The organism is Deferrisoma sp., from assembly GCF_054681715.1.
This window is the reverse complement of record NZ_BAAHFQ010000058.1, coordinates 1-19196: the sequence shown is the minus strand read 5'-3', so window position 1 is coordinate 19196 and position 19196 is coordinate 1. Positions and strand designations below refer to the sequence as shown.

General features: G+C 71.4%; 16 protein-coding genes. 12 read left to right on the top strand and 4 right to left on the bottom strand.

What is annotated here, in order from left to right; genetic code table 11:
• Positions 1-1663 (top strand): ATP-binding protein (locus tag ACY0I8_RS09900; protein WP_461394613.1); only part of this gene is annotated, 1663 nt, incomplete at its 5' end.
• Positions 1664-1695: 32 nt separating this feature from the next.
• On the opposite strand, the gene ACY0I8_RS09895 is transcribed toward ACY0I8_RS09900, so the two are convergent.
• Positions 1696-2067 (bottom strand): hypothetical protein, encoded by a 372-nt coding sequence (locus tag ACY0I8_RS09895; RefSeq protein ID WP_461394612.1) that lies wholly within the window; start codon positions 2065-2067, stop codon positions 1696-1698.
• Between the two features lie 481 nt (positions 2068-2548).
• Between ACY0I8_RS09895 and ACY0I8_RS09890 the strand changes: the two genes are divergently transcribed.
• The 7 genes from ACY0I8_RS09890 (at position 2549) to ACY0I8_RS09860 (ending at position 12319) form a co-directional block, all read left to right on the top strand.
• Complete coding sequence (locus ACY0I8_RS09890; protein ID WP_461394611.1) at positions 2549-3028, top strand: response regulator; 480 nt, start codon at positions 2549-2551, stop codon at positions 3026-3028.
• Positions 3029-3133: 105 nt separating this feature from the next.
• Positions 3134-7678: an FAD-dependent oxidoreductase gene (locus ACY0I8_RS09885; protein WP_461394610.1), complete on the top strand. Its 4545-nt coding sequence runs from the start codon at positions 3134-3136 to the stop codon at positions 7676-7678.
• A gap of 40 nt (positions 7679-7718) precedes the next feature.
• Positions 7719-8186, top strand: coding sequence for a hydrogenase iron-sulfur subunit (locus ACY0I8_RS09880; RefSeq protein WP_459941908.1), 468 nt, complete (start codon positions 7719-7721; stop codon positions 8184-8186).
• Complete coding sequence (locus ACY0I8_RS09875) at positions 8183-8896, top strand: methylenetetrahydrofolate reductase C-terminal domain-containing protein (protein ID WP_461394609.1); 714 nt, start codon at positions 8183-8185, stop codon at positions 8894-8896. Before ACY0I8_RS09880 ends, ACY0I8_RS09875 begins: the two co-directional genes overlap by 4 nt.
• A 115-nt stretch (positions 8897-9011) precedes the next feature.
• Positions 9012-10001: a methylenetetrahydrofolate reductase gene (locus tag ACY0I8_RS09870; protein WP_461394608.1), complete on the top strand. Its 990-nt coding sequence runs from the start codon at positions 9012-9014 to the stop codon at positions 9999-10001.
• Between the two features lie 56 nt (positions 10002-10057).
• Positions 10058-11437: a heterodisulfide reductase-related iron-sulfur binding cluster gene (locus tag ACY0I8_RS09865; RefSeq protein WP_461394607.1), complete on the top strand. Its 1380-nt coding sequence runs from the start codon at positions 10058-10060 to the stop codon at positions 11435-11437.
• A 117-nt stretch (positions 11438-11554) separates the two neighbouring features.
• Positions 11555-12319: a hypothetical protein gene (locus ACY0I8_RS09860; protein WP_461394606.1), complete on the top strand. Its 765-nt coding sequence runs from the start codon at positions 11555-11557 to the stop codon at positions 12317-12319.
• Positions 12320-12578: 259 nt separating this feature from the next.
• Here ACY0I8_RS09860 and alr read toward each other — a convergent pair whose 3' ends face one another.
• Complete coding sequence (gene alr, locus ACY0I8_RS09855; protein ID WP_461394605.1) at positions 12579-13712, bottom strand: alanine racemase; 1134 nt, start codon at positions 13710-13712, stop codon at positions 12579-12581.
• Positions 13713-13859: 147 nt separating this feature from the next.
• Here alr and ACY0I8_RS09850 point away from each other — a divergent pair, with 147 nt between their 5' ends.
• The 4 genes from ACY0I8_RS09850 to ACY0I8_RS09835 all read left to right on the top strand — a co-directional run bounded on the left by ACY0I8_RS09850 (position 13860) and on the right by ACY0I8_RS09835 (position 16870).
• Complete coding sequence (locus ACY0I8_RS09850; protein WP_461394604.1) at positions 13860-14087, top strand: type II toxin-antitoxin system VapB family antitoxin; 228 nt, start codon at positions 13860-13862, stop codon at positions 14085-14087.
• Entirely contained in the window at positions 14048-14497 is a 450-nt protein-coding gene (vapC, locus tag ACY0I8_RS09845) for a type II toxin-antitoxin system VapC family toxin (protein ID WP_461394603.1), read from the top strand. The genes ACY0I8_RS09850 and vapC overlap by 40 nt, the downstream gene beginning before the upstream one ends.
• Before the next feature lie 101 nt (positions 14498-14598).
• Positions 14599-15105, top strand: coding sequence for a hypothetical protein (locus ACY0I8_RS09840; protein WP_461394602.1), 507 nt, complete (start codon positions 14599-14601; stop codon positions 15103-15105).
• Between the two features lie 52 nt (positions 15106-15157).
• Positions 15158-16870 (top strand): ABC-ATPase domain-containing protein, encoded by a 1713-nt coding sequence (locus ACY0I8_RS09835; RefSeq protein ID WP_461394601.1) that lies wholly within the window; start codon positions 15158-15160, stop codon positions 16868-16870.
• Positions 16871-17156: 286 nt separating this feature from the next.
• On the opposite strand, the gene ACY0I8_RS09830 is transcribed toward ACY0I8_RS09835, so the two are convergent.
• Both ACY0I8_RS09830 and ACY0I8_RS09825 read right to left on the bottom strand, forming a co-directional pair.
• Positions 17157-18383, bottom strand: a complete 1227-nt coding sequence (locus ACY0I8_RS09830; RefSeq protein ID WP_461394600.1) for a hypothetical protein — start codon at positions 18381-18383, stop codon at positions 17157-17159.
• A gap of 112 nt (positions 18384-18495) precedes the next feature.
• The coding region (locus ACY0I8_RS09825) for an outer membrane lipoprotein-sorting protein (RefSeq protein ID WP_461394599.1) at positions 18496-19196 on the bottom strand (701 nt) is incomplete at its 5' end.

Below are 19196 nucleotides of genomic sequence, written 5' to 3'. Positions count from 1 at the left end.
CGCCGTGGCCGACGCCGAACGCGCGCTCGCCGCGGAGCGGGAGCGGTGGGCGGGCTGGCTCCGGGACCAGGGGTTCGGGGAGACCCTGGGGCCCGAAGCGGCCGTGGAGGCGCTGCGGACGCTGGAGGCGGCGCGGGACCGTCGCGACGCCCTGCGGGCCCTGCGGGAGCGCCGGACCCGGCTGGAGGAGGGGCTGGCCCGGGATGTCGGGGCTCTGAACCGGTTGCTCCAGGGTCTCGGCCGGCCGCCGGTGGAGGCCTCCGGGTTTGCCGAGGCCGTGGGGGAGCTCCTCGCCGAGGCCGAGCGGGTGGCCGAGGCCGAGCGGGGGCGGCGGCTCGCCGAGGAGCGCTGGCGGGAAGCCGCGGAGGAAGCGGCACGCGCGGAGGCGAGGGTCCGGGAAGCGCGGGAGGGTCTTGCCGCCGCCCGGGCCCGTCTCGAGGCCGCGGAACGGGCCTGGGCGGCCGAGGTGGCGCGCAGGGGGCTTCCGGCCGGGCTTACCGACGCCGCGGCCCCGGACGCGATCGCCCGCGTGGAGGCCTGCCGGGAGATCCTCTCTGCCATCGAGGCGCGAGGCGAGGAACTGCGGGCGCTCCGGGAGGAGATCGCGGCGTTCGAAGGGGAGGCCCGCGCCCTCCTCGGCGGCCTCGGCCGGGACCCCGGGCCGGGGGAGGATCTGCCCGCGGCGGTGGGCCGGCTCTTCCACGCGCTGGAAGAGGCCCGGGCGGCGCGGGACCGGGCGGGGGCGCTGGACGACCGCATCCGCGACCTCGAGGCGGACCTCGAGGGGGTCCGGGACGCCCGGGCAGCCATCGAGCGGGAGATTGCCGGTCTTCTGGCGCAGGCCGGGGCGGCCGACGAGGAGGCGTTCCGCCGGCTCGCCGAGGCCCACGGCCGAAGGCTCCAGCTCGAAGGGGAGCTTCGCGCCCGGGAGGCGGAGCTCGGGAACCTGCTGGGACCCGACGCCCTGGAGCGGGCGGGGGCGGCGTTCGCCCAGCGGAGCGTGGCGGAGTGGCGGCAGGCGGCCGCCGACGCCCAGGGGCGGCTTGCGGAGGTCATGGCCGGCCTCGACGAGGTGAACCAGGCCCTGGGTGCCCGGCGCCGGGAACTCGAGCAGTTGGAGCGCCGGGACGAGGTCTCGGCCCTGCGGCTCCGGTGGGAGGCGGAGAGGGGGGCGCTCGCGGAGGCGGCCCGGCGGTGGGCGCGGCTGCGGCTCGCACAGTTCGTGCTGGACACGGCCCGGGAGCGGTACGAGGAGGCCCACCGCCCCGCCGTGCTCCGGGAGGCCGAGCGGGTGTTCGCCCGGCTCACCCGGGGGCGGTACACCGGCATTCGGGCCCCCCTTTCCGAACCCGGGGCGCTGTGGGCCCTCGCGGCCGACGGCACGGCCCGCCGGCCCGAGGAGCTCAGCCGGGGCACGGCGGAGCAGCTCTATCTGTCCATCCGGTTCGGGTTCGTGCGGCGGTTCCTCCAGGGCACCGAGCCCCTGCCGCTCGTGTTCGACGACATCCTGGTGAACTTCGATCCCGAGCGGGCCCAAGCCGCCTGCGAGGCCATCGCGGACCTTGCCCGGGCCGTCCAGATCCTCTTTTTCACCTGCCATCCCGAAACGGCGGAGCGGTTCCGGGCGGTCCTGCCGGACCTGGAGGTTCGGAGCCTCGGCTGAGCCGAGCCCGTCTCCCACCGCCCGGGGCCGCTTCAGAACAGGGACCCCAGGAGGGCCGCGCCCAGGGTGTAGACCAGCAGCCCAAGGGCCCGGCAGGTGCGCTCGTCGGCCTCCCGGGTCCACCACCGAAGGGCGGCCTCGGCCCGGCCCGGGGCCCGCAGGAGAACCACCCCCTTCCCGAGGGCGGCGAGCCCCAGCAGGAACGGCCACCAGAACCCGGCCTCCCCGACGAACGCCCCCACCACCAGCACCCCGCCCACGGCCACCGCAATCCCCCCGAACACCCCGAACCGCCCCCGGGGCGCGACGCGCTCGTACCACGCCCGCACCCTCGCGGTGTCGAGCACCAGGGCCGCACCCGCGGCCACCCACAGGAGGGCGAGTAGGAGCAGGATCCATCGCATGGGCACCTCCTTCGGCACATGGCTTCGGTCGCCGGTCCCGCCGCTTTCACCCGTGAGGGACGGCGAACGGCGTCAGGGGCGAAGGTTCTGGGTTTTCGTACGGGCCGCCCCGCGGGTTGCCGGAGCCTTCGGGAAGAGCGGGCCCTTCAGAGGGTGCCAGAGAACCCGGCGCTGTCGAGCCCGTGGGGCGCATTGCCCCGCCACGGCTTTCGCCCGCCCCTCCGTGGGGCGCATTGCCCCACGGAGGGGCGTTCTGGAAATCGCTTGTAAAACAGGAAGTTGCTGGGTGTTTGCCCGGGAGGCCCCCGCCGCCGCCGGAATCGGCGGGGCAGTTTGCCCCGTTTTGCCCCCCGTCATCCGCGGGGCGGCCGGCATTTAGGTGGAAAGCCATAGAAATAATGAGAGGTTGTGGCGTTGGCACGCGGGTTGCTATCTCCATGGGCAAACCCGCACGGGGGACGATTCCCGAAGGAGGTCAGCCATGGAACGCCACACCGACGTCATGATCATCGACACCGACCGCAGCCGCGTGAAGAGCCTCCGGCGGATCCTGACCGAGGCCCGGCCGGAACTTCGGGTCGACGAGGTGACCCAGGTGGCGGGGTGCCGGGACAAGGTGCTCCAGAAGCGGCCGAGCCTGGTGCTCCTGCACACCACCTTCCCGTACCTGGAGGAGGACGGCACGGGGCTCCTGGAGCTCATCCAGGAAGACTTCCGGACCACCCGCACCAGCGTGATCCTGGTGCTGCCGATGCCCAGCTACCTCGTGTACCGCACCGGCTACCAGGAGGGCATCGAGATCCTGGACATGGCCGACGACCTGATCACCACCGACTACACGAGCGACATGATCCAGAACATGGTGCTGACGGTGCTCGACCAGAAGGCCGCCCTCGAGGCCGCCTGGGAGGCCGAGCCCCAGGGGGTTCCCGAGTACGCCCTGGTCACGAAGCAGGTGTAGGGAAAACGCGCCGGGCGGCCCGACCGGTCGCCCGTTTCCTTCGGGGTGCGAACAGGGTTCGCCCCCCGGCGCGGCCCGTTTCCAGCCGTTTCGAGGGGTTCGCTCATGGCTCAGGCGTCCGGGGGCGCCGGTCTGACCGGCGCGGTACTCGTAGTGGGGGGCGGCATCGGCGGGATCCAGGCGAGCCTCGACCTCGCCGAGGCCGGGTTCAAGGTGTACCTGGCGGAGCAGCGCTCCGCCATAGGCGGCCACATGGCGCAGCTGGACAAGACGTTCCCCACGAACGACTGCGCTATGTGCACCATCAGCCCGAAGCTGGTGGACGCCGGCCGGCACCTCAACATCGACGTGCTCACCAACGCCGACGTGCTGGCCCTGGAGGGCCACGCCGGCGACTTCCGGGTGAAGCTGCGGCGCCGGCCCCGATACGTGCGGGAGGACCGGTGCACGGCCTGCGGCGACTGCGAGAAGGTCTGCCCGGTCTCCCTTCCGAACCCCTTCGACGAGGGGCTCTCCACCCGGAAGGCCATCCACAAGCTCTACCCCCAGGCGGTGCCCAACGCGTTCGCCGTGGAAAAGCGGGGGGTGAGCCCCTGCCGCCACGCCTGCCCGGCGGGCCAACGGGCCCAGGGGTACATCGCCCACATCCGGGCGGGGGACTACGAGGCCGCGTTCCGGACCATCAAGCTCGACAACCCCTTCCCCGGGATCTGCGGCCGCATCTGCAACCACCGCTGCGAGGACGCCTGCACCCGGGCCCGGGTGGACGAGGCCCTGGACATCCGGGCCCTGAAGCGGTTCGTGGCCGACTGGGCCTACGCCCGGCCCTACGAGCCCCCCGAACCCGCCCCCCGGCGGTTTGACGAACGCATCGCCATCATCGGCGCCGGGCCCTGCGGCCTTACGGCGGCCCGGGACCTGGTGCTCGAGGGCTACCCCGTCACGGTGTTCGAGGCGCTGCCCGTGGCGGGCGGCATGCTCCGGGTGGGGGTGCCCGAGTACCGCCTGCCGGCCGCCATCATCGAGCGGGAGATCCAGGAGATCGTGGACCTGGGGGTGGACCTCCGGCTCAACCACCCCGTGGGGAACGTGGAGGACCTCTTCGCCGACGGGTATCAAGCGGTGCTCGTGGCCGTGGGGGCCCACGAGGGGGTGCGGCTCCCCATCCCGGGGAACGACCTGCCCGGGGTGCTCACGAACACCTCGTTCCTGCGGGACGTGCGGCTCGGAAACCCGCCCCCTATCGGCCGGCGGGCCGTGGTGATCGGCGCGGGCGACGTGGCCATGGACTGCGCCCGCACCGCGGTGCGCCTGGGCGCCGACGTGGCCGTGCACTACCGCCGCTCCCGGGAGGAGGCCTCGGCCCATCCCCTCGAGATCCTCCACGCCGAGGAGGAGGGGGTTTCGTTCACGTTTCACTCGAACCCGGTGGAGATCCTGGCCGGACCCGACGGCCGGGTCCGGGCCGTGCGGTTCCAGCGGATGGCCCCGGGCGAGCCCGACGAGACCGGCCGGCGCCGGCCGGTGCCCGTGCCCGGCTCGGAGTTCGAGGTGGAGTGCGACACGGTGATCTTCTCGGTGGGCCAGCGGGCGGGGCTCGCGTTCCTGCCCCCGGACACCGGGGTGGAGATCACCCGGCAGAACACCGTGGTGGCCGACCCCGAGACCGGGGCCACGGCCCGGCCGGGGCTGTTCGCCGCCGGGGACACCACCACCGGCACGGCCTTCGTGATCGAGGCCGTGGCCTCGGGGCACCGGGCGGCCCGGGGCATCCACGCCTACCTGCGGGGCGAGCAGGTGAAACCCGCGCCCAAGGAGCGGCTGCCGGTGGCCGAACTCTCCGACGAGGAGCTGCGCGACCGGATGGCCCGGGACGAGATCCGAAAGGGCCGGCGGGTGCACGTGCGAACCCGGGAGGCGGCCGAGCGCGTGCGGGGGTTCGACGAGGTGAGCCTGGGGTACACCGAGGAGGAGGCCCGCCAGGAGGCCGAGCGATGCCTGAGCTGCGGGGTGTGCTCCGAGTGCTACGCCTGCGTCGAGGCGTGCAAGGCCGAGGCCGTGGACCACGACGAGGTGGAGCGGATCGAGGAGCTCCGGGTGGGGGCCGTGGTGCTCGCCCCCGGGTACGAGGCTTATGACGCGCGGTTGAGCCAGGAGTACGGCCTGGGCCGGTTCGCGAACGTGGTCACGTCGCTCCAGCTCGAGCGGATGCTCTCGGCCTCGGGGCCCACCCGGGGCCACGTGAAGCGCCCCGGGGATGGCAAGGTGCCGGAGAAAGTGGCGTTCCTCCAGTGCGTCGGGTCCCGGGACCAGAACCACGATTACTGCTCGAGCGTGTGCTGCATGTACGCGGCCAAGGAGGCCGTGATGGTCAAGGAGCACGAGCCGGGCACCGAGGTGGCCGTGTTCTTCATGGACACCCGGTCGTTCTCCAAGGGCTACGACGCCTACTACCGCCGGGCCCGGGAGGAGTACGGCGTGCGCTACGAGCGCTGCCGGGTGTCGCGGTTGGTGGAGGACCCCGCCACCGGCGACCTCCTGGTGCGGTACGTCCAGGGCCGGGAGATCCGGGAGGAGCGGTTCGACCTGGTGGTCCTGTCGGTGGGCATGGAGATCTCGGCCTCGGTGCGGGATCTGGCCCGACGGCTCGGGATCGAGGTGGACGACCACGGGTTCTGCCGCACTACGCTCTTCAAGCCCCTGGAGGCGTCCCGGCCGGGCATCTACGTGGCCGGGCCGTTCCGGGAGCCCAAGGACATCCCCGAGACCGTGGTCGAGGCCTCCGGGGCGGCCTCCCGGGCCGGGAGCCTCCTGGCCGGGGCCCGGGGCACCCTGACCCGGGAGCCCGAGTACCCGCCCGAACGGGACGTGACCGGCGAGGAGCCCCGGGTGGGGGTGTTCGTGTGCCACTGCGGGTCGAACATCGGCGGGTTTCTCGACGTGCCCGGGGTGGCCGAGTACGCGGCCGGCCTTCCCGGGGTGGCCCACGCCGAGGCGAACCTCTACACCTGCAGCCAGGACACGGTGGCCCACATCACAGAGACGGTGAAGGAGAAGAACCTGAACCGCGTGGTGGTGGCCTCGTGCAGCCCCCGGACCCACGAGCCCCTGTTCCAGGACGCGGTCCGGGCGGCGGGCCTCAATCCCATGCTGTTCGAGATGGCGAACATCCGCAACCAGTGCTCCTGGGTCCACGCCGGCGACTGGGAGGGGGCGACCCGCAAGGCCATGGATCTCGTGCGGGCGGCCGTGGCCCGGGCCACCCGGCTCAAGCCGGTCCGGAGCCTCAAGTACCCCGTGAAGCGCCAGGCCCTGGTGCTCGGGGGCGGGGCGGCCGGCATGGCAGCGGCCCTGGACCTCGCGGACCAGGGGTTTCCGGTGCACCTGGTGGAGCGCACGGGGGAGCTCGGCGGGAACCTCCGCCGGATCCGGTTCCTGGAGACCGGCCGGAGCCCCCGGGAGTACCTGGAGGACCGGGTGCGCCGGGTGCTCCAGCACCCGAACATCCGGGTCCATTTCGACACGGAACTCCTGGAACTTTCGGGGTTCACCGGGAACTTCACGAGCCGGCTCCGCCACCGCTCGGGCGACACCGACGTGGTGGAGCACGGGGCCGTGGTGGTGGCCACCGGGGCCCGGGAGTACCGGGGGCCCGAGCTGGGGCTGGGGGAGCACCCCGACATCGTCACGGGCCTCGACTTCGAGGAGTTCCTGTTCCACAAAGCCTCGGGCAACGGCCACGACCTGGACCTGCCCATCGCCCGCCGGTCGATCCCCGAGGACGTGGTCATGGTGCTGTGCGTCGGGCCGGCCCAGCGGTTCTGCGCCCGCACGTGCTGCACCACGGCGCTCAAGAACGCGTTGATTCTCAAGGAGCTCCGGCCCCGGGCCCGGGTGACCGTGCTCTATAAGGACATCCGCACCTACGGGTTCAAGGAGCGGCTCTACACCGAGGCCCGGCGCCGCGGAGTCGTGTTCCGGCGCTACCCGGAAGAGGAGCCCCCCCAGGTGGCCACGGGCGACGGCACGGTGCGGGTGTGGTACCGCGACGCGGCCACCGGCCGCGAGGTCCGGCTGGCCCCGGAGCTCCTCGTGCTGGCCGAGCCCACCGTGCCCCACGCCGACCTGGGGGAGTTGGCGACCCGGCTCAAGGTGCCCCTGGACGCCGACGGGTTCCTGCTGGAGGCCCACGTGAAGCTGCGGCCCGTGGACTTCCAGACGAGGGGGCTCTACCTGGCCGGGCTCGTCCACTACCCCAAGCTCCTGGCCGAGTCGGTGGCCCAGGCCCAGGCCGCGGCCGCCCGGGCGGCCACCGTGCTCGCCAAGGAGCACGTGGAGAGCGAGGGCGTGGTGGCCGAGGTGGTGGCCGAGCGGTGTGCCGGGTGCCTCACCTGCGTGCGGGTGTGCCCCTACGAGGTGCCGAAGATCCGGCCCGACCTCCTGGGCGCCGGGGGCATCCGGGGGGCCGCCTACATCGAACCGGCCACCTGCCACGGCTGCGGGGTGTGCGCCGGGGAGTGCCCGGCCAAGGCGATCCAGCTCGCCCACTACGCCGACGACCAGGTGCTCGCCGCGGTGGACGCCCTCCTCGGGGCCGACACCTGGTACCGGGGCGCCAAGGACGAGGCCGCGGCCCCGGGCGGCTGCTGAGCCCGCGACGCAAGAGTCCCCCTCTCGTGGAGGAGACACCATGGCGGAAGAGTTCGAACCCAGGATCGTCGCGTTCTGTTGCCACCACTGCGCCTACGGCGCGGCCGACCTGGCCGGGGCCATGCGGCTGCGCTACCCCGAGGGCATCCGGGTGGTGCGGCTCCCCTGCACGGGCAAGCTCGACGTGGCCCACGTGCTCGACGCCTTCGAGCGGGGCGCCGACGGCGCGTTCGTGGCCGGGTGACTGGAGGGCGACTGCCATTACCTGGAAGGTAATACGAACGCGAAGCGGCGGGTCCGGTACATCGCCGGGCTCTTGGACGAGATCGGGATCGGGGGCGAGAGGGTGCGGATGTACAACCTCTCGTCGGCCCAGGCCCAGCGGTTTGCGGAGATCTGCACGGAGATGACCGAGCACGTGCGGGCGCTGGGCCCGAATCCCCTGAAGGGCGCCGAACCGCCGGCCGCGCGGCCGGCCGAAGCGCCGGAAGCGGAGGTGCGGGCATGATCGTGGCCGAGCAGAAACCCCTCGACGAGATCCTGGCGCTCACCGACGGGGCCCGGCGGGTGGCCGTGATGGGGTGCGGCACCTGTGTGACCGTGTGCTTCGCCGGCGGGGAGAAGGAGGCCGAGATCCTGGCCTCGTCCCTGCGGATGCGGGCCCGGCTCCAGGGCCGGGAGCTCGAGGCCACCCACGGCGTGATCCAGCGCCAGTGCGAGTGGGAGTACCTGGACGCGGCCCGGCCCGAGATGGAGGGGGCCGACTGCGTGGTGAGCCTGGCCTGCGGGGTGGGGGTGCAGGCCGTGGTGGAGCGGTTTCCCCAGTTCCGGGTGGTGCCGGGGCTCAACACCAAGTTCTACGGCCTCCCCACCGAACACGGGGTCTGGGAGGCCCGATGCGAGGGGTGCGGGGACTGCGTGCTCGGGCTCACCGACGGCATCTGCCCGGTGGCCCGGTGCTCCAAGAGCCTTCTGAACGGCCCCTGCGGCGGGTCCCAGGGGGGGAAATGCGAGGTCAGCCCCGACACCCCCTGCGCCTGGCACCTCATCTACGAGCGCATGGAGGCCCTGGGCCACCTGGACCGGCTGGCCGAGATCCAGCCGCCCAAGGACTGGTCCACCGGCCCCAGCGGGGGACCGGGCCGCATCGTGCGGGAAGACCTCCGGCGGGGCCCCCCGGCGGAACCGGAGGCCGAACCGGCCCGGCAGGCCGTGTAGCCCGGCCCGGTGGGCAGATCGCGCGCCGCCCGGTACGGCGGCGAAGAGGGCCGGAGGCTTTAGGCTTTCCAGCCTTCCGGCTTTCCAGCTTTCCAGCCTCCAAAGGAGTCGTGCCATGTCCGACGCCGACAGCCGAAGCAATCTGGAGCGGGTGCTCACGTCCGGCGGGTTCGCCGTCACGGCCGAGCTCGGGCCGCCCAAGGGCGCCGACCCCGAGGTGATCCGGCGCAAGGCGGACCTGCTCCGGGGGGTGGCCGACGCCGTGAACATCACCGACAACCAGACGGCCGTGGTCCGGATGTCGTCCATCGCGGCCGCGGTGCTGGCCCGGCAGGCCGGGGTGGAGCCGGTGGTGCAGATGACCTGCCGCGACCGCAACCGCCTGGCCATCCAGGCCGATCTCCTGGGGGCCTGGGCCCTGGGGCTCAGGAACCTCCTGTGCCTCTCGGGCGACCACCAGACCTTCGGGAACCACCCCGGCGCCAAGAACGTGTGGGACATCGACTCGATCCAACTGCTGAAGATCATGGCCGACATGGGCGAGCGCGGGGTGTTCGCCAACGGCGAGGAGGTGGAGGGGGCGCCGCCCCGGTTCTTCCTGGGCGCGGCCGAGAACCCCTTCGCCGAGCCGTACCCCTACCGGCCGTTCCGGGTGGCCAAAAAGGTGAAGGCGGGGGCCCGGTTCATCCAGACCCAGTGCATCTACAACATGGCCCGGTTCCGGGAGTTCATGGCCCGGCTGGGGGATCTGGGGCTCCTGGACAAGGTGTACGTGCTCGCGGGCCTGAGCCCCCTGAAGGGACCCGGCATGGCCAAGTACATGCGCGACCAGGTGCCGGGCATGGACGTCCCCGACGAGATCGTCGACCGGATGGTGGCGGCGGGCCAGGGCATCGACGACAAGGCCGAGCGCTCGAAGGCGTTCCGGGCCGAGGGGATCCGGATCTGCATCGAACAGATCCAGGAGGTCCGGGAGATCCCCGGCGTGGCCGGGGTGCACATCATGGCCATCGAGTGGGAGGAGGCCGTGCGGCCCATCGTGGAGGGCGCCGGGCTCCTGCCCCGGCCCCAACCCCTGCCCGACGCGGCCCACGCCGGCGGGTGAACCGCCTGCCCGCCGCAGACCGGGAACCGGACACCGAAGACCCCGGAAGGTGCCCCATGAACGCGCTTCAGACCCACGACGCCCTGGCCCGGAAGGTGGAGCAGTCCACCGGCGAGAACGCCTACCTGTGCTACCAGTGCCAGCGGTGCTCGGCCGGGTGCCCCATGGCCGAGCACTTCGATCTGCTGCCGAGCGAGGTCCTCCGGGCCATCCAGGAGGGCGACACCTCCGTGGCCCGAAGCCGCACGGTGTGGCTGTGCGCCTCGTGCCAGACCTGCGTCACCCGGTGCCCCCAGGGGATCGACTTGCCCACGATCCTCGACCGGTTCCGGCAGGAGACCCTGGACCGGCCCTCGGTGCCCGAGGTGGCCCGGTTCTACAAGGCGTTCATGCGCCAGGTGAAGACCCTCGGCCGGGTGTACGAGCTGGGGCTCATCGGCGAGCTGAACCTGCGGGAGATGCAGCCCCTGCGGGACCTGCCGATGGGGCTTCGCATGATCCGGAAGGGCAAGATCCGGCTCCTGCCCGAGGTGGCCCGCCCGTCCCGGCGGCCGCCGTGGGTGGGCACCGCCCCGAACCGGGTGGCGTACTACCCCGGGTGCTCGCTGCACGCCACCGGCCGGGCCTACGACCGGTCGTTTCGGGCCGCGGCCCAGCACCTGGGCGTGGAGCTCGTGGAGCCCCCGGGGTGGACCTGTTGCGGCACCACCCCGGCCCACGGCACCGACGCCTTTCTCGCCGCGGCCCTGCCCCTTCGGAACCTCGCGCTGATCGAACGGATGGGCGTCGAGCGGGTGGTGGCGCCCTGCGCGGCCTGCTACGGCCGGTTCAAGGCGGCCCTGGCCGAGTACCGGGACGACGGCGCCCTGGCCGTGCGGGTGGACGACTGGATGCGGTACGAGTACCGGGACACCGTGAACGTGGAGAGCGCCCTGGATCTGCTGGAACGCCGGGTCGCGGGCGACGGGTTCGAGCCCCGGCGGCCGCTCGCGGGCCTCAAGGTGGCCTGCTATTACGGGTGCCTTCTCACCCGGCCGGCCCGGATCACGGGGGCCCCCGACCCCGAAAATCCCCGATCGATGGAGCGGATCGTGCGGGCCCTGGGGGCCCAGCCGGTGGAGTGGTCGCGCAAGACCGACTGCTGCGGCGGGAGCCTCTCGGTGCCCCAGGTGGAGCGGGCCAAGGAACTCACGGCCAAGGTGCTCCAGGACGCCAAGGCCCGGGGCGCGGACCTGGTGGCCGTGGCCTGCCCCCTGTGCCAGGTGAACCTGGATGAGCGCCAGCCCGAGATGGCCAGCGACCTGGGGTTCACGATCCCGGTGGTGTACGTGACCCAGCTCCTGGCCCTGGCGGCGGGCCTGCCTCTCGCGGCCGCCGCCCTGGAGCTTTCGGCCGTGGACCCCAAGCCCGTTCTCGCCCGGGCCGGGCACGCCTGAACGCCGGGGCGGCCGAAACGGATTTTAATCCCCCTCTTATGGGGTTTTGGATCCCGGTGTGATACCCTCCCGGGCCGTTGGCCCGTTTTTCGTTTCCCCACGACCCGGGAGCATGCCGTGAACCGAATCTGGACCCTTGCCCTTGCCGCAGGGCTTGCCGCCTGCAGCAGCCCGTCCCCGTCCCCCGTCGCCACCCAGGAGCCGGCCAAACCGGCCGAACCCCCGGCCCAAACCGAGGCCGCCCCGGCACCGGCTCCGGCGTCCGGCCCGATGGCCGGGCCCGTGCTCGAAACCATGGACACCGGCGGCTACACCTACGTCAAGGTGAAGACGCCCCAGGGCGAGGTGTGGGCGGCCGCCCCCCAGGTCCGGGTGGAGGTGGGCCAGGAGGTGGTGGTGCAAAACCCCATGCCCATGCCCGGCTACCACAGCAAGACCCTGGACCGGACCTTCGAGATGCTCTACTTCTCCTCGGCCATCGTGCCTGCGGGCCAGGACATGGCCGCGGCGGAAGCCCCCCAGACCGGCGCCGCCTCCCGGGCGAAAATGGCCGCCGACGTGGACCTCACGGGCATCCGCAAAGCCGAGGGGGGGCACACCGTGGAGGAGCTTTTCGCCCAAAAGACGGACCTGGCCGGCCAGCAGGTGGTGGTGCGGGGGAAGGTCGTCAAGTTCAACGCCGGCATCATGGGCCGGAACTGGATCCACCTGCGCGACGGCACGGGCGCCGAGGGCGCGAACGACCTCACGGTCACCACCCAGGCCCGGGCGAGCGTAGGCGACACCGTGCTTGTGCGGGGCACGGTGGCGACCGACAAGGACTTCGGCTTCGGCTACCGCTACGCCCTCATGCTCGAGGACGCCGAGGTGACGAAGGAGTGATCTCGGCCAGAAAGCTGGGAGGCGAGGAGGCTGGGCGGCTGAACCCCCTCCAGATTCCGCTCTGACGGCGCGCTTTCGTGTGTGGGAGCGGCTTCCGAGCCGTGACGACGTCTCTTTTTCGGGCCTTCGGCCCGGATCGCGGCGTGGACGCCGCTCCCACCGCGGAACCCCGCCCGTGATCTCCCCGGCGTCGGGGAGTTCCCGCAGGGGTAGCGGCGAACAGCTCCCCAGCCTCCTAGCCTCCTAGCCTCCCAGCCTTCTAGCCTTCTAGCCGCCTCGGCACCCGTTTCCCCACGTTGCAGGTGATCTCGTAGGGGATGGTGCCGGTCAGCCGGGCGAGTTCGTCGGCCGGGATCTCCTCCTCCCCCTGGCGGCCCAGGAGCACCACCTCGTCTCCGGGTTCCGCGCCGGGTACCTCGGTCACGTCCACCAGGATCATGTCCATGCACACCCGGCCGACGACGGGGGCGCGGCGGCCCCGCACCAGCACCGCTCCGCGGTTCGAGAGGAGCCGGGGGTAGCCGTCGCCGTATCCCACGGGCAGCGTGGCGATCCGCCGGGGGCCGGGGGTCACGTGGGTGCGGCCGTAGGAGAGGGGGGTCCCGGGGGGCACGTCCTTTAGGTGGGCGATCCGGGTGGTCCAGCGGAGCACCGGCCGGAGGTCGGCCGAGCGCACCACCTCGTCCGAGGGGTAGATCCCGTAGAGCCCGATCCCGGCCCGCACGAGGTCCAGGTGGGACTCGGGCAGCGCCAGGATGCCGGCCGTGTTCGCCGCGTGACGGATCCGGGGGCGGACGCCCCGGTGGGAGAGAAGCTCCAGGCACCGGTGGAACCGCTCCAACTGGTTCCGCGCGAACGAGAGGTCGGTCTCGTCGGCCGTGGCGAAATGGGTGAACACCCCCTCGACCTCGACCCCGGGGAGCGTCCCCAGGAGATCCAAGAACGCGGGGAGATCCTCGGGCCGCACCCCGACCCGGCCCATCCCCGTGTCGATCTTGAGGTGCACCCTGGCCGGTCGCCCCCGCCCCCGCGCGGCCGCGTCGAGGGCCCGGGCCAGGTCCGGGTCGAACAGCGCAAGCCGCACGCCCGCCCCGACCGCGGCCGGGGCCGCGGAGGCCGGCACGGCCCCGAGCACCAGGACCGGCTCCGAAAGCCCCGCCCCCCGGAGTTCCAGCGCCTCCTCCAAAAGCGCCACCCCGAACCACGAGGCCCCGGCGTCCCGGGCCGCCCGGGCCACGGGCACGGCGCCGTGGCCGTAGGCGTCGGCCTTGACCACGGCCATGAACGCCGTGCCGGCGGGCGTGAGCGCCCCGAGCGCCCGCACGTTGTGGACGACGGCGCCCAGATCGATCCGGGCCTCGGTGGGGCGAAACGTTTGGCGACCGGTGTCCATGCTCACTCCTCCCGGTGGGATGACCACGGTACCAACCCCGTGGGTCGTAAACAACAATCAAGGTTTGTCACGGCGGGCTTGACGAGGTGGTCTTTCGCCGGTAGCGTGCTGACCGGTTGGAGCAGACCCGCACCGGAAGGAGGCACCATGGGGAGGTGGTCCGTAGCGGTAGACGACAGGTTGATGGAAGAGGTCGTCCGCCTGAGCGGAGCGAGGACGAAGCGGGAGGCATTGGAGTGCGCCCTCCGGGAGTACGTGCGACGCCGGCGGGTGGAGGAGTTGGCCTCCCTCGCAGGGTCTGACATCGTGGATATGAGCGTCGAGGAACTGGAGAAATGGAGGGCCGCAGGCATCGGACCCGGGGACGAGGCGTGAGGCCGGTACTCATCGATACGTCGGTCTGGATCTGGTTCCTCCGGAAGAACGGTCCCGCTGAGATCCAGCGCGCCGTCCAGGATGTGTTACTGGAAGGGAGGGCCCGCACCTGTTGGGTGGTACGCGCAGAACTGCTGGTGGGTGCACGGGACGAGGAGGGCTGGTCCCGGCTATGGAGAGGGTTTTCCGCTTTGCCTTCGGTGGTTCTCGATGACGCGGTATGGGAGGACGCCTCACGCTTGGGCTTTAAGGTGCGGCGGAAGGGCCTGACGGTGCCACTGCCCGACCTCCTGGTCGCGCAGGCGGCCATCGCGGGGGGATGCGAACTCTGGCATTCGGACCATCATTTTGAGAGGTTGAAACAGTACACCGACTTGCACACCCGTTCGTTTGTTGGTGGGCGGGCATAAGGGGCGGATCCGGGAGAGAACGTCCTCCGAGGAGGAACGGCGGAAACGGAAGTTGCCCGGTTCAAAGGGCGGCTCGGTGTGCCCGAGAGGGAGAGATGCCCATGACCATCGAAGAAGCCCTGGCCTCGGCGCTCGCGTTCGAACGGAAGGTCCAGGCCCATTACGAGAAGGCGCGGCAGGGGGCTCCGGAAGGGGAAGCCCGGGAGTTTTTCGGCCTCATGGCCGCGGAGGAGGCCCGGCACGTGGAGTATCTGGAGCACAAGCGGGAGCAGTGGCTCTCCACGGGTGCCATCGGTCCCACCGAGATCGAGTCGGCCGTTCCCCGCCGCGACTGGCTCCAGGAGGGAAAGAAGCGCCTGGCTGAGGCCAAGGGCTACCCCGAACGCAGCTACGGCCTGGGCCATCTGGAGGAGTCCCTTCGGCTCGAGGAGGAGGTGAGTGCCCACTACCGCCAGCTCGTGGACGGGGTGGACGATCCCGAGGCCAAGGCGTTGTTCCGGCGGTTCCTGGAGATCGAGGACGGCCACACCGCCCTGGTGCGGGCCGAGCTGGACTATGTGACCGGCACGGGACACTTCCTTGGGATCCGGGAGTTCACCCTGGACTGATCCCCCCGCTTTTTGGCTTCCCCGCTTTTCCGGCGAAACTAGAGGGTTCCCCATGCCGAGCCAGGAAGACCTGCGCAGGATCCTGCTGCGGCTCGACAACGGGCCTTACCCCGCCTACAAGGACATCAAAAGCTCTTACGATTTCGGGGACTTCCGCCTGACCGTGGACCACGTCCAGGGCGACCCCTTCGCGGCGCCCAGCCGGCTTCGGGTGCGGCTTCCCCTCGACGCGGCCGGGTTCCCCCCGGACCTGTTTTCCTCGGAGCCGCGCACCCTCGGGATTTGCCATCTCCTGGCCCGGCGGTTCGCGGCCGAGGCCCGCCGGGCCTCCACGCACGCGGGGTCGGGGAAGAGCGGGAAGATCGACCTCGACGCGCCCGGTCAGGAGGTCCTTCGGACCACGGCGGCCCAGGTGCGCGGCGGGGAACTGGAGGTCCGGTTTTTCGTGGGGCTTCCGGCGCGGGGGAGGCGGATCCTGGGTCGGGCCGCGGCGGAACTCCTGTGCGACGCGGTGCCCCGGGTGGTGGACCGGGCGCTTCGGTACCGGAGCCTCGACCCGCGGGAGGTCCGGGCGGCGGCCGAAACCAACGAGGACGCCGAGGCCCTCCGAGCCCTTCTCCCGGAGCTGGGCCTCGTGGCGTTTGTGGCCGACGGGAGCGTTCTGCCGCGGCGGAGCGGGGTGGACCCCCGGCCCCTGGAGCGGGGGGCGGTGCCGTTCCAAAGCCCGCCGAGCCTGCGGGTGGAGGTGGAGTTGCCCAACCGGGGCCGGATCGCCGGGATGGGCATCCCCCGGGGCATCACCCTGATCGTGGGGGGCGGGTTCCACGGCAAGAGCACGCTCCTGGAGGCCCTGGAACTCGGGGTGTACAACCACCGGCCGGGAGACGGCCGGGAGTTCGTGGTGACCGACGCCTCGGCCGTGAAGATCCGGTCGGAGGACGGCCGGGCCGTGGCCGGGGTGGACATCCGGGCGTTCATCTCGAACCTGCCCGGAGGGGTGGACACGGCTGCGTTCTCCACCCAGGACGCGTCGGGCTCCACCTCCCAGGCGGCTAACATCATGGAAGCGTTAGAGGCCGGCGCTCGGGTGCTCCTGGTGGACGAGGACACCTCGGCCACGAATTTCATGATCCGTGACCACCGGATGCAGGAACTCATTGCCAAGGAGAAGGAGCCGATCACCCCGTTCGTGGACAAGGTGCGCCAGCTCTGGACCGAGCGGGGGGTGTCCACGGTGCTTGTGATGGGCGGGAGCGGGGACTACTTCGACGTGGCCGACACCGTGATCGCGATGGACGCCTACCGGCCCGTGGACGTGACGGCCCGGGCCCGGGAGATCGCCGAGCGGTACCGGGCCGAGCGGCGGCCCGAGGGGGGGCCGGGGTTCGGGGCGGTGACGCACCGGCGGCCCCTGGGAGCGAGCCTCGACCCGAGCCGGGGCCGCCGGGAGGAGAGCGTGCGGAGCCGGGGGGTGAAGACGGTGCTCTTCGGTACCGAGGAGATCGACGTCTCGGCCGTGGAGCAGCTCGTGCACCCGGGCCAGCTCCGGGCCGTCGGGGCCGCGCTCCTTCGGGTGCGGGCCCTCGCCGACGGCCGGCGGACCCTGGCCGAGATCCTGGACCGGATCGAGGCCGAGGTGGACGACCGCGGGCTCGACGCCCTCACCGACCGACCCCTGGGCGACCTGGCCGGGTTCCGCCGGTTCGAGTTGGCCGCCGCCCTGAACCGGCTCCGGACCCTGCGGGTGAAGGCGGGGGAGTCGTAGAGGGAACCGGGATCCGGAAGTCGGAAACCCAGCCGGGCCGACGCCCGGCGGCCACGTGGCCACCGGGCGGCCCGCCGCGGTCGATTCCTGTCAACCCGGCGCCAATAGAGGCGCACAAGGAAGTTGCCAGGGCATGGGGCTTGTTCCCGGCCGTGCGTGAGTGCGGCATCCGGCCACTGTCGTGGCCACGCCCGGCGCGCCAGCAGGCCCCCTCTTCGGAGGGCGTTTGCCACCGGGCAAATAGCCGCCCAGCCTCCCAGCTTCCTAGCTTTCCAGCCTCCCAGCCCTAGAAACTGTACCGCACCCGCGCGTAGACGTTGGTGTTGTCCTCGAACTGCCCGAAGAACGTGTCGTCGTGGGCGCCCAGGAAGACGTTCCCTCCCACGGTCACCAGGACCTCGTCCGAAACCTTGTAGCTCGCCTTGGGCCGCAGGTAGGCGTCGTCTTCGGTGGGCGAGTAGAAGGCAAAGAGCGACAGCGTCAGGTTCTGCTGCAGAAAGAGCCCCGTATACCGGGCCGTGAGCCACCAGCGGTTCTGGTCGGTGAACCCCACGTCGGGGTAGTCCATCGCCCGCTCCAGGTAGGCCTGAAGCCCCAGGGTCTGGTCCCGGGCGATCTCGTGGGAGAAGCTCCCGAGCCAGCGCAGTTGGGAGTTGGGCACCGTGGGATCGTCGCCGTCCAGGTCGTCGAGGCTCCGGTACCAGGCGAACTCGGTGGAGGCGATGCCGCCCAGGAGGGCCCCGCGGGCGCTCGCGCCCCAGGCCTCGAGCCGGGGGAAGTAGGCCCGGTTCGCGCCCATGTCGAACCCCTTGGGCTGGCCCCAGTGTCCCCGGTAGCCGTAGAGCGCGGTCTCCCACCCGGCCAAGGTGCCGTAAAGCCGGGCCGCGAACGATCCCTTCCCCAGGCTCCGGTCGGGCTCATCGGGATCGATCTCCGGGTCGTCCGGGCCGAACCGCCGGCCGGCCATCGGGTTCCAGTAACTGATGCGCTCCCCCGAGATGAACCCGTCGGGCTCGAACACGGGCATCCAGGCGAAGTCCAGGTTCCAAAGGTCGCCGTACCACGAGGCCCGCAGGGCGTCCGAGGGCTTCTTGAGGTACTCGTCGTCCCGCCCGATGAAGAAGCTCTGCCAGTCCTTGGGGAAGAGGTCGTTGAGGAAGATCAGATCCCCGGTGCCCCAGGTGAGCACCTGGCGGCCGATCTTGAGGTCGAGGCTGTCGAGCGGGGTGAGCACGATGTTGGCCTCGCGCACGTCGATCTGGCTTCCACCCTCGACCCCGTCGTGGAGGAAGTCCGCCCGGAACGCCATGGTGGCCGCGTCCACCTCGTGGATGAGGTCCACCTGGAACCGGGCTTCCTCCAGAAGGATGTCGTCGTCGGTAGTTTCGTCGTTCACCACGCGGCTGGCGGCGGCCGCCTCCACGAACCCGTGAAACGGCAGGTCCTGGGCCGCGGCCGGCGCCGCCGCCACAAGGGCCAGAAACGCGGTCCATACCCTCTTGTGTCCGTGCATGGAAAGACTCCTGTGGTCGGTCGTGGGTCGCAGGTCGTTGGTCGTTGGTCGTGGGTCGGGGGGCAGGGGGGCTATCGCCCCGCCCTCCCAGCTTCCCAACCTCCTCGCCGCGCTACCGCCGGATGTACTTCCGGGGGGGCTTTCGCAGGTAGCGCTCGGTGAACACGTCCTCCGGGATGCCCTTGTTGTACTCGATGTTTTTGAAGGTCAACTCGGTGTACCCGCCTGTGTTGAGGTCGCTCATCCTGGCCTTGGTCACCGTGGGGATCCCCTGGATCTCCTTGACTTCCAGCACCTCCATCCGGCGGTACACCTTGCCCTGGCCGTCGTAGTACTCCGCCTTCATGGGCAGGAACGTGGTCTTGTCGATCCACACCAGGTAATGGGCGAACTCCACGTTGGAGGGGTCCTTCGGCACGTTGTCGAGCACGTAGTACTCCTCGGTCTCCTCCTTGAGGGTATGGGTGTCCTCGGCGGGATTGCGGCCGGAGACGTCCTCGTAGAAGAAGTGGGAGCCCACGAAGCTCGTTCGCTTGTCCGAGGCCGCGATCCGCTTCACGAGATCGAGGGCCGGCAGGTAGAGCCACCGGTCGTCGTCCCGGTCGATGTGCTTGTGGACCATGAACACGGTCTTTCGCACGTCGCCCGGGCGGTGAAAGTAGACGTAGTAGAACTGCTCGCCCCCGTCCTCCTTGTCCTTCCGGAGGATCGTGAACTCCCGCTCCCGGGTGCGGCCCTCCTTGTCGTAGATCACCATCTCGGCCCGGGCCATGCCGTCGTCCCCGGCGTAGTAGCTGGCCAGGTTGGCCTTGT